This is a genomic window from Microvirga calopogonii, assembly GCF_003347665.1.
GTDB classification, from domain to species: domain Bacteria; phylum Pseudomonadota; class Alphaproteobacteria; order Rhizobiales; family Beijerinckiaceae; genus Microvirga; species Microvirga calopogonii.
This window is the reverse complement of the sequence record NZ_QDGA01000041.1, coordinates 32,068-42,911: the sequence shown is the minus strand read 5'-3', so window position 1 is coordinate 42,911 and position 10,844 is coordinate 32,068. Positions and strand designations below refer to the sequence as shown.

At 63.5% G+C, this 10,844-nt stretch carries 7 protein-coding genes; 4 read left to right on the top strand and 3 right to left on the bottom strand.

The genetic code is table 11. The features are described 5' to 3' along the window. Nucleotides 1-180: 180 nt before the first annotated feature. Nucleotides 181-1,878 carry a cadherin domain-containing protein gene (locus DDF70_RS22865; protein ID WP_162820590.1) on the bottom strand — a complete coding sequence of 566 codons (1,698 nt, stop codon included), beginning with the start codon at nt 1,876-1,878 and terminating at the stop codon, nt 181-183. 1,203 nt (nt 1,879-3,081) lie between these two features. Then, a complete protein-coding gene (locus DDF70_RS22860) occupies nt 3,082-3,807 on the bottom strand; it encodes an alpha/beta fold hydrolase (protein ID WP_114947118.1) in 726 nt (241 codons plus the stop codon). 147 nt (nt 3,808-3,954) lie between these two features. Between DDF70_RS22860 and aspS the strand changes: the two genes are divergently transcribed. The 3 genes from aspS to DDF70_RS22845 all read left to right on the top strand — a co-directional run bounded on the left by aspS (nt 3,955) and on the right by DDF70_RS22845 (nt 7,816). Next, the gene (gene aspS, locus DDF70_RS22855; protein WP_114947123.1) at nt 3,955-5,763 is read left to right on the top strand and encodes an aspartate--tRNA ligase; all 1,809 of its coding nucleotides are present in this window, start codon (nt 3,955-3,957) and stop codon (nt 5,761-5,763) included. After that, nucleotides 5,760-6,614 (top strand): glycosyltransferase family 2 protein, encoded by an 855-nt coding sequence (locus DDF70_RS22850; protein ID WP_114947117.1) that lies wholly within the window; start codon nt 5,760-5,762, stop codon nt 6,612-6,614. The genes aspS and DDF70_RS22850 overlap by 4 nt, the downstream gene beginning before the upstream one ends. 107 nt (nt 6,615-6,721) lie before the next feature. Next, complete coding sequence (locus tag DDF70_RS22845) at nt 6,722-7,816, top strand: acyltransferase family protein (protein ID WP_114947116.1); 1,095 nt, start codon at nt 6,722-6,724, stop codon at nt 7,814-7,816. On the opposite strand, the gene DDF70_RS22840 is transcribed toward DDF70_RS22845, so the two are convergent. Beyond that, nucleotides 7,788-8,408: a CatB-related O-acetyltransferase gene (locus DDF70_RS22840; protein WP_114947115.1), complete on the bottom strand. Its 621-nt coding sequence runs from the start codon at nt 8,406-8,408 to the stop codon at nt 7,788-7,790. The two genes, DDF70_RS22845 and DDF70_RS22840, sit on opposite strands and share 29 nt — an antisense overlap. A 99-nt stretch (nt 8,409-8,507) precedes the next feature. Between DDF70_RS22840 and DDF70_RS22835 the strand changes: the two genes are divergently transcribed. Beyond that, nucleotides 8,508-10,811 (top strand): NADP-dependent malic enzyme, encoded by a 2,304-nt coding sequence (locus tag DDF70_RS22835; protein WP_114947114.1) that lies wholly within the window; start codon nt 8,508-8,510, stop codon nt 10,809-10,811. Nucleotides 10,812-10,844: the final 33 nt, after the last annotated feature.

Sequence of the window (10,844 nt, the reverse complement as noted above, 5' to 3'; positions counted from 1 at the left end):
ATAGCGCTGAGCATGTGAGGGGAGCCCCTTCCCGGCCTGCGGCCGCCGGGAATGACGCCCGCTACGTCATCATCGGCCCTGTGCCGGTGATCTCGATCGGAAAGGCGCGGCGCTTTTCAGCATCGGGATGGCCGGCACGAGGCCGGCCATGACGGTGGCGTTTGCCAGACCGGGATGGTGTCAGACGACGAAGAAGTCGAGGTTGGTGAGCTTGAGGTTCTTGGACAGGGTGGCGACCTGGATCGCCTCCTTGGCGCCATTGCCATCGGCATCGTAGAACAGCGCCCCGGTCTTCTTGTTGTAGATCACGTGATCGTCCCGGTCATGCGCCGCGCTGCCGCTGAAGAACTCGCCCTTCTTGAGCACGCCCTTCTTGGCGATCTTGGAAAACACGCTTTTCGCCAGATGGATCGTGTCGTCGGCGACGACGAAGTCGAGGATCTTGTCCAGGTTCTGCTTCTTGTTCAGCGTGTTGGTCTTCGCTAGCTTGGCGTCGAACACGAAGATGTCCTGCCCGGCCCCGCCGGTGAGCGTGTCGTTGCCCAGCCCGCCGGAGAGCCGGTCGTTGCCGCCATTGCCGGAGAGCTGGTCCTTGCAGGCCAAGCCGACGAGCACGTCGTTGTTGCCACGTCCCGCGAGCGTATCCGCCCCGGGTGTGCCGGTGAGCGTGAGCGCAGGGTCGCTGGGGCTGCCGGGATCGCCCGGTGTCCCGGGATTGCTCGGCGTGCCCGGTGCGTCAGGATTGCCCGGCGTATCGGCGATGTCGGTGACGGTGAGGGTGATCTCCTGCGTGGTGACAGCCCCATAGGCGTCCTTGGCCTCCACGGTCACGGTGTAGCTGGTCTTGGTCTCGTAATCGAGGGCTTTGAGCAGCACGAGAGCGCCTTGGTCCAGCGTGAACGTTCCGGTGGGGTCGCTCAGCGTATAGGTGATCGCGTCGCCCTCGGCATCATGCGCCGAGAGCGTGGCCAGCGGCGTGCCAGTGAGGAGGTTCTCGGCGAAGGCGGTCTTGGAGAACGCGATGCTGTCCGGCCTGGTGTTGTAGAGGGCCACGGTCTCATCGTCGCCCTCAAACTTGATAAACCGCACGTTCTTGAGCGTATCGGTGCCGTCCCGACCGGCTTGGGTGTCGTGGACGGTGCGGACCCCATCGGCATCGGGACCGCCGACTTCATATTCCGCGCGGGAGCCGGCAAAGATGACGGTATTGCTGCCGCTCCCGCCATCGAGAGTATCGTCGCCTTTTCCGCCGATGAGCGTATCGTTGCCACCATTGCCCCACAGACGATTGGCTTGGTCGTTGCCAGTGAAGTGATCGTTGCCCTGGCCGCCCTCGAGCGCCTCAATGCCGATCAGCGTATCAAGGCCGTAGCCACGGGTATCCTGGGCTCCCGTTGCCATGAGGCTGACCATTGCATCTGCGGTTCCCAAGTAGCGAGCCGTGTCGAAGCCATCGGCTGCCTGAATGCCACCGTCGAGCACATCGTCACCGGCTCCGCCCTCGAGTGTGTCGCTGCCGTCAGCGCCGGCTAATCTGTTTGCCAACGCGCTGCCGATCAGCAGATCGTTGCCCGCGTCGCTCGTCACGTTCTCAATATTGAGAAGTTTATCCAATCCTGCGCCGGTATTCTGATCTCCTGTGATGTTGAGATCGACGATGATTGTATCGCTTCCCGTGAAGATAACCGTGTCGATGCCCCCACCGCCATCAATGGTGTCGTTGCCAGCGCCACCTTTGAAAGCTTCGCTTTCCGCCCCGCCATAGGCGGTATCGTTGCCGCCGCCGAGCTCAATGAGCCCCGTGGACGTGCCGCCGCCGCGGGCGTCGTAGAGATCGTTTCCGTCTCCGAACAGGACGGCGTGAACGCCTCCCTCCAAACGGCCTGAATTGATGACTCTGCTATTGTTGCCAGTGGATTTGATGGCTACTTGGCCTGTTATAATCCCAGTATTGGTGACATTGGTGAGTCCAGATGCTTCTACTCCAGTTTCGCTTGCATTAATGGAGCCTGAATTCGTTATACTCAATGTCAACCCGGCAATGCCGATCTTTCCTTTTATCGTACCACTATTTGATACAACCCTGTCTGTGTTGGAACTCTGGCCACCATAATCTAAGAAATTTAGGGCCGTTCCGCTGGTTTCTATAAGGCCAAATGTTCCAAGTGTGACATTACCTTTCCATAGATAAAGAGCTACACTGGAGCCGGTGGTCTTGACCGTTCCATTGATCGTGATCTCGGCACGGATAGTGCCATCAGTGTAGATACAACGGCCGCCATTTATTAAATTGATGCTTCCATTTTCCGTGACAATGATGGGTTCGGAAGGCCGAATTTGCACCGGCTGACTCGTAGGTCCATCGATCGTAGTCGTCATTTCGGGTGCTCCTTCAATATGGATATGTCTCTGCAGCGGACATGAATACACTCGATTATATTTTTATATAATAACATTTCACTTATCGCATTCAATGGCGTTCATTGGAGATTTTGCGGAGCATAGCTCAGGCAGAAATCAACTTTCCGAAGCGAGATCACCAATACGAGGTCCGAGATGACACGGGGTGGAACTGAACATTGTGTTCCCTTTTTGTTCTTGACTTTTCTCTCAACCTTGGCTATATCGTTTCTGTCCGGTCTCACGAGGGACGCGCCCGAGGCGTCGGCGAAGGAGGCCGGATACGGTTCTGGCCGCTGACGGGAAAGACGCTGTCCCGCCATGCCGGGGTCCTGAGTGGAGGAGGCAGAAAGACCGACCTGTTCGGGCAGGCTCCTGTCTCCGCTCCTCCCAAGCCTCGCCGGCACCGGCGCACCCGGGGCTGCGCGACAAGACGCGCCGTAGCGCCCTCTGAGGGTTCGTCCCTGACGGGCTGGAGAGCGAGGCTCAGGATCGAAAAGCCGTGCGCGGGAGGCCGGTTGTCTTCCCGTCCGGGCGGATCTCCCGTCCCGACCCGATCTTCGCGCGCTCCCCTGGAGCGGGAGAAGACATCCAAGTCCCGCGCTTCCCTCGACAGACGAGACGAGCCAGGACCAGCCGGCAGCCGCCCGCCCCGTCAGGGGAGGGAATGCAAAGGCACGACTATGAAAACCGAGAATGCTCATGAGGGTACGACAAACAATCGGCAAAAGTCCCGAGAGCCTCTGCAACCTGCTCAGGGTTTGTCTCAAGGATCATATGATAGCCGTCGATTGTTACGACGTGGGCATCCGGCCGCAGATCGCGAAATCGCTCAACATACCAAAGCGGCAGCAGTCGATCTCTCTTGCCATGCACGACCAGAACCGGCTGGCGCAGCCGCTTGATGGTCTCGCGGACATCGATTTGCAGGGCCAGCCTGGCGCGATGTTTGACAAGGCGATCCGGCAGAAGGCTCAGGCATTGCCGCATTTGGCGGGTCACGTCACCGTTTCTGCTCCGTCCCATCATCACCCAACTCACCAGCCCGAAGGGGATGGCTCGAAGCGGGACATAGTCAAGCAGGGTAGCGGCTATTCGTGGGATAGCGAGTTTCGGAAACGAAGCGATAAAAACGACGCCCACGACCCTGTCAGGGCATCTTTCGGCAATCAAGGCCACCAAGGGGCCGCTGAAGGATTCTCCTGCCAGGATCAGTGGTCCTTCGGGCAACCGTTCCATGAAATGCTGGACCAAGGCCGGGTAGTCCAGGCCCAAATCCTCCGGCAGAGCGGCGACCTGAACTTCGAAACGGTTGCCCAGGACCGCTGCGGCACGCTCCCGCAACTCCGGGCGCCCATCGATGCCGGGGAATATGATCACTTTTGGCTTCAGGCTCGGCATCGGCATAAGCGGTTCCGGTGGTATGGTTCAGCTTTTGAACTTTGTTACAGAAAGGTGCGGAGCACAATCATCCGGTTCCGCCTTGACTTCCCTGGCCTCCCATGGATGTTGCGCTTCAAATCGAACCAGCAGGCTTTTTCCATGTCCGCCTCCATGCACCGTTACCGTTCCCATACCTGCGGCGCGCTCCGCGAATCCGATGTCGGCCAGGTTGCCCGGCTTTCCGGCTGGTGCCACCGCATCCGCGACCATGGCGGCGTGCTGTTCATCGACCTGCGCGACCATTACGGCATGACGCAATGCGTGATCGATCCGGATTCGCCGGCCTTCAAGCAGGCCGAGGCGGCCCGGTCGGAATGGGTGATCCGGGTCGACGGCAAGGTGCGCAAGCGCCCCGCCGGCACCGAAAACCCGGAACTGCCGACCGGCATGGTCGAGGTCTACATCACCGACATCGAGGTGCTGGGGCCGGCGGCCGAGCTGCCGATGCCGGTCTTCGGCGATCAGGAATACCCGGAGGAGACCCGGCTTACCTATCGGTACCTCGACCTGCGCCGCGAGAAGCTGCACAACAACATCATGAAGCGCGGCGCGATCATCAACTCGCTGCGCTCGCGCATGCAGCAGAGCGGCTTCTTCGAGTTCACGACGCCGATCCTGACCGCCTCCTCGCCTGAGGGCGCGCGCGACTTCCTCGTGCCGTCGCGCATCCATCCCGGCAAGTTCTACGCCCTGCCGCAGGCGCCGCAGCAGTTCAAGCAGCTGATCATGATCTCCGGCTTCGACCGCTACTTCCAGATGGCTCCCTGCTTCCGCGACGAGGACCCGCGCGCCGACCGTCTGCCGGGCGAGTTCTACCAGCTCGACGTGGAGATGAGCTTCGTCACGCAGGAAGACATCTTCCAGACCATGGAGCCGGTGATCCGCGACACCTTCAAGGAATTCGCGGACGGCAAGCCGGTGACCGAGGTCTTCCCCCGCATCCCGTATTTCGAGTCCATGCTGAAATACGGAAACGACAAGCCGGATCTGCGCAACCCGCTGATCATCGCCGACGTGTCGGAGGTATTCACCCGCGAGGACGTGACCTTCAACGCGTTCAAGAACGTCATCAAGTCCGGCGGCGTCGTGCGCGCCATCCCAGCCACGGGTGCCGCCTCGCAGCCGCGCTCCTTCTTCGACAAGCTCAACGACTGGGCCCGCTCGGAAGGCGCGCCCGGCCTCGGCTACATCGTGTTCGAGGAGGAGAACGGCCAGATCACCGGCAAGGGCCCGATCGCCAAGTTCATTCCCGAAGCCGCGCAGGCCGCCATCCGCGAGAAGGCCGGCATCAAGGCCGGCGACGCGGTGTTCTTCTCGGCCGGCGTCGAGGACAAGGCGGCGTCGCTCGCCGGCAAGGCGCGCACCCGCATCGGCGAGGAGCTCAACCTCATCGACAAGGACCGGTTCGAGTTCTGCTGGATCGTCGACTTCCCGCAATATGAGTGGAACGAGGACGAGAAGAAGATCGACTTCTCGCACAACCCGTTCTCCATGGCGAATTTCGACCATGACGCCTTCATGGCCCTCGACCCGAAGGACAAGGACACGATCCTCAAGATCACGGCCTTCCAGTACGACATGGTCTGCAACGGCTACGAGATGGCCTCAGGGAGCATCCGCAACCATCGTCCCGACCGGATGGTGAAGGCCTTCGAGATCGCCGGCTACGGCGAGAAGGAGGTCATGGAGCGGTTCGGCGGCATGTACCGCGCGTTCCAGTACGGCGCGCCGCCCCACGGCGGCATGGCGGCGGGCGTGGACCGCATCGTGATGCTGCTCTGCGGCGCGCATAACCTGCGCGAGATCACGCTCTTCCCCATGAACCAGAAGGCGGAAGACCTGCTGCTCGGCGCGCCGTCCGAGGCGACCCCGAAGCAGCTGCGCGAGCTCCACATCCGGACGAACCTGCCGGAGAAATGAGCGGCCATCATGTGACCGCCATCGTCGTGACCTTCGACAGTGCCCATGCGCTGCCGGAGTGTCTCGGCGAGTTGCAGGCGGACGGCGTGCCGGTGATCGTGGTCGACAACGCCTCGGCGGACGCCACGCCCGCGATGGCCGAAGGGCAGGGCGCCCACGTCATCCGCAACGCCCGCAACGAGGGCTACGGCCGCGCCAACAATATCGGCGTTCGGGCGTCCGAAACCGAGTTCGTGCTGATCGTCAATCCGGACTGCATCGTCGACAGGGGCGCGGTCGCCGCCCTGGTCGATGCGGCCCGGCGCTATCCCGATGCGGCTCTCTTCGCGCCGCAGATCGTGGAGCCGAGCGGGCGGGTGTTCTATCAGCCGCGCTCCCTGCTCGCGACCTCGCTGACCAATCCCGGCGGCAAGCTCGTGGTGCCGGAAGGCGAGGCCTGCGCGCCGTTCTTCTCGGGCGCCTGTTTCCTCATCCGCCGCGAAACGTTCCTGCGGCTCGGCGGCTTCGACGAGAACATCTTTCTGTTCTACGAGGACGACGACCTGTGCCGCCGCGTGGCGGATTCGGGCGCCGCTTTGGTCTATGTCCCGCAGGCCGTCGTCAGGCATGGACGCGGCCGGTCGAGCGGCGAAAAGCCGGGCCGCATCTTCACCTCCCGCTGGCACCAGGCCTGGTCGCGAGCCTATGTGAGCCGTAAATACGGGCTGCCGAACCCGGCGCCGGGCATGTTCGCCGTCAATGCCCTCAAGACCATGGGCGCGAGCCTGACGTTCCGGCGCAAGCTCGTCGAGCGCTACGGCGGCTCGGCGGCCGGAGCCTGGGCGGCGATGAGGGGGCGCAAGGCGTTTTGACGAGAGGGCTAAAGCTCCGGCATAGTGCCGTTACAAGGCGGCTGATTTAATGCCCGTTCCGGACAGGCTCCGACGACAGGGCGCAGGAGAAAAGGTATCCCGGCACGATGGTTCCTCCGCGTTCCTGGCAAGGTGTAAAGGTCGAGAGCGCGATCGCCGGGCCCCACAACAACCTCACCCTGATCCGCCTGGGCCTCGCCCTCGCCGTCGTGGTCTCCCATGCCTTCAGCGTCACTACCGGTGAACTCTCCGACGAGCCGCTGGTCGCATCCACCGGGTTCACCCTGGGCGAGCATGCGGTGAACGGCTTCTTCGCCATCTCCGGATTTCTCGTCACCATGAGCTTCGACCGGCGTGGCTGGCGCGACTACGCCATGGCCCGGGCGCTGCGCATCGCACCCGGCCTGATCGTGGCGGTGCTCGCGGTGTCGCTCCTCCTGGGCAGCGCCATGACCACGCTGCCCATCGGCGAGTATCTCGGGAGCCCGGCCCTGCGCCGCTTCATTACGGCAACGCTCACGAGCTTCAAGAGCAACACCGAATTGCCGGGGGTGTTCTCCAACAACACCCTCGTGCTTCCCATGGGAACCGTCTGGACCCTCAAATACGAGGTCATGTGCTATGCGGGCGTGTTCCTCATGGGCCTCGTGGGATTGCTGCAGTCCCGGACCGTTGCGCTCGTTCTCGTGGTTGGGCTGGCGCTGGGCTCGGTGGGGCTCGATCTCCTGCTGCCCGATGCACCGAAGGGCATGGAAACGGCCCTGCGCCTGCCGCTGATCTTTGCCCTTGGAGGTGCGCTCTATGTGTGGCGCGGCCGGGTTCGGCTTTCGGGGCTCCTCGTGCTGGTGCTCCTCCTCGCCACGTGGCTGAGCGCCGGAACCTTCCTCTACAAGACGCTGCTGTTCATCGGCTCCACCTATGGCGTCCTGTGGCTTGCCTTCGCGCCGGCGCTCACGCGTTTCTCCTACGAGCCGAAGGCGGACCTGTCCTACGGCACGTACCTGTATGGCTGGCCGATCCAGCAGAGTCTGCACGCGCTCTGGCCGGGCATGGCCGCCGGCGTGCTGCTGGTGCCGTCGCTGGCGATCACCCTGATGGTCGCGGCCGTGTCATGGTACCTGATCGAGAAGCCGGCCTTGGGCCTGAAAGCCCGGGCGCTCGGCCGTCGGACACTCAGGACGATTGAGCCCGCAGCACCCTGACGGCCGCGACCAGCTCGCAGATCCGGTCGCTCTGCAGGAGCGGGATCAGGGTTGCGATTTTGTCCCGAGGCAGGTCCCACCATTGCACGTCGAGCAGGGCAGCGATCGTCTCCTCGTCGAAACGATAACGGATCACCTTGGCTGGATTGCCGCCGACGATGGCGTAGGGCGGCACATCCCTGGTCACGATGGCATGGGCCGCCACCACGGCGCCATGCCCTACGGTCACACCTGACATGATGATGGCGCCGGAGCCGAGCCAGACGTCGTGGCCGATGACCACGTCGCCGCGGGAGGTGTGGTAGTCCTCGCTCATGGGCGCCCCGGGCCACAGGTCCCGGAACGCCGAGAAGGGATAGGTGGTGCTCCAGTCCGTGCGATGGTTGCCGCCGAGCAGGATCTCCACCTTGTCGGCTATGGAGCCATAGCGTCCGATGGTGAGCTTGCGGCCGGACTCAGGGAACCGGACCTTGGGCTTGCCGTAAGTGAACTCGCCGATCTCGTAACCGTAACGTCCGGCCATGCCGGCCAGGTGGACGCGGGTCTGATTGTGCGGGTTGCGCCAATTTTTCAGGCGCTGCCTCAGCTTCATCGTGCGACCCCGCAGCTTAAGACAAGGACATTGACGGCAGGGTGAAGGGCGCGCACAAGAGCCTCCAAAGTGGTTTGGTCAGTGCAAGGAGCGTCGGGGATGGGAGACAACATCTCGCAGGATCTGAAATCAGGAGCGATGTTCTACCATCAGCATCCGCGCCCCGGAAAGCTCGAGATCCAGCCGACCAAGCCCCTCGGCAACCAACGCGACCTGGCCTTGGCCTATTCTCCCGGCGTGGCCGCCCCTTGCGAGGCCATCGCGGCCGATCCGGCGGAGGCCGCCAACCTCACGTCGCGCCAGAACCTCGTGGCCGTGATCTCCAACGGCACGGCCGTTCTGGGGCTCGGCGATATCGGGCCGCTCGCCTCCAAGCCCGTGATGGAGGGCAAGGCGGTCCTGTTCAAGAAGTTCTCCGGCATCGACGTATTCGACATCGAACTCGCCGAGAAGAACGTGGACAAGATGGTCGAGGTGGTCGCCGCGCTCGAGCCCACCTTCGGCGGCATCAACCTCGAGGACATCAAGGCACCCGAATGCTTCGAGGTCGAGGAGCGGTTGAAGGCCCGCATGGGCATCCCGGTCTTCCATGACGACCAGCACGGCACGGCCATCATCGTGGGCGCGGCGGTGACGAACGCGCTCGAACTCGCCGGCAAGCGCATCGAGGACGTGAAGATCGTCACCTCGGGGGCAGGCGCCGCGGCGCTCGCCTGCCTCAACCTGCTCGTGTCGCTCGGCGCCAAGCGCGAGAACATCTGGGTCACGGATATCGAGGGCGTGGTTCACGAGGGCCGCAACGAGCTCATGGACCGCTGGAAATCGGTCTATGCGCAGAAGACCGATGCGCGCACCCTCGCCGACGTCATCCCCAATGCGGACGTATTCCTCGGCCTTTCGGCCGGCGGCGTCCTCAAGAAGGAGCTGCTCGCCCAGATGGCGCCGCGCCCGCTGATCATGGCGCTCGCCAATCCTTACCCCGAGATCATGCCGGAGGAGGCCGAGGCTGCCCGTCCGGACGCGATGATCTGCACCGGCCGTTCGGACTATCCGAACCAGGTCAACAACGTCCTGTGCTTCCCCTACATCTTCCGCGGCGCGCTCGACGTGCAGGCGACCACGATCAACGAGGAGATGAAGGCGGCTGCCGTGAAGGCCATCGCGGGCCTCGCCCGTGAAGCTCCGTCCGAGGTGGTGGCGCGCGCCTATGGCGGCGAGGCGCATCCCTTCGGGCGCAAGTCGCTCATCCCGAGCCCCTTCGATCCGCGCCTCATCCTGCGCATCGCTCCGGCGGTCGCGAAGGCGGCCATGGATTCCGGCGTCGCGAAGCGGCCCCTGGCGGACCTGGACGCTTACGCGGAATCGCTCGGCCGCTTCGTGTTCCGCTCCGGCTTCATCATGAAGCCGCTGTTCTCGCAGGCGAAGGCGGATCCGAAGCGTGTGATCTATGCGGAGGGCGAGGACGAGCGCGTGCTGCGCGCCGTGCAGGTCATCGTCGAGGAAGGCATCGCCAAGCCGATCCTGATCGGGCGCCCGAACGTCGTCGAGGCGCGCATGAAGCGCTTCGGCCTGTCCATGGAGATCGGGCGGCATTTCGAGCTGGTGAACCCGGAGGACGACCCGCGCTATCGCGACTACGTCGCCACCTATGTCGAGGCTGCGGGACGCAAGGGCATCACGCCCGATGCGGCGCGGACGCTGGTGCGCACCAACAGCACCGTCATCGGAGCGCTCGCCGTGAGGCGAGGGGACGCGGACGCGCTGATCTGCGGTCTCGAAGGCCGCTTCCAATCGCGCGTCAAGCACATCAAGGACATCATCGGGCTCACGCCCGGCGTGCACGAGATGGCGGCCCTGTCGCTCGTCATCACGTCGAAGGGCGCATACTTCCTCGCCGACACGCATGTGCAGTTCGACCCGACGGCGGAAGAGATCGCCGACATGACGATCGCCTGCGCCAGTCACGTGCGCCGCTTCGGCATGGAACCCAAGATCGCGCTCCTGTCCCACTCGGATTTCGGCGCCGCGGACAGCCGCTCGGCGCTGAAGATGCGCGAGGCCCTGGCCTGCATCAACGAGCGCGCACCGGATCTCGAAGTCGATGGCGAGATGCAGGCGGACGCGGCCCTGTCCCAGATGATCCGCGACCGGATCAATCCCAACTCGCGCCTGAAGGGCGAGGCCAACGTGCTGATCATGCCGAACCTGGACGCGGCGAACATCGCGTTCCAGTTCACGAAGGTCCTGGCGGATTCGCTCCCCGTCGGCCCGATCCTCATCGGCCCGGCCAAGCCCGCGCATATCCTGACCCCGTCCGTGACGGCCCGTGGCATCGTCAACCTGACGGCCATCGCGGTCGTGGAGGCGCAGGCGGCGGAAGAGGATCAGCCGACGCTGATTTGATCCGACGGAGTCGGTGCACGCACACGTCATCGC

Bases quoted from the DNA above. Each gene is read 5' to 3' on its own strand.
- DDF70_RS22850 (WP_114947117.1), top strand. From the start codon at position 5,760: ATGAGCGGCCATCATGTGACCGCCATCGTCGTGACCTTCGACAGTGCC.
- DDF70_RS22860 (WP_114947118.1), bottom strand. From the start codon at position 3,807: ATGCCGATGCCGAGCCTGAAGCCAAAAGTGATCATATTCCCCGGCATC.
- DDF70_RS22845 (WP_114947116.1), top strand. From the start codon at position 6,722: ATGGTTCCTCCGCGTTCCTGGCAAGGTGTAAAGGTCGAGAGCGCGATC.
- aspS (WP_114947123.1), top strand. From the start codon at position 3,955: ATGCACCGTTACCGTTCCCATACCTGCGGCGCGCTCCGCGAATCCGAT.
- DDF70_RS22835 (WP_114947114.1), top strand. From the start codon at position 8,508: ATGGGAGACAACATCTCGCAGGATCTGAAATCAGGAGCGATGTTCTAC.
- DDF70_RS22840 (WP_114947115.1), bottom strand. From the start codon at position 8,408: ATGAAGCTGAGGCAGCGCCTGAAAAATTGGCGCAACCCGCACAATCAG.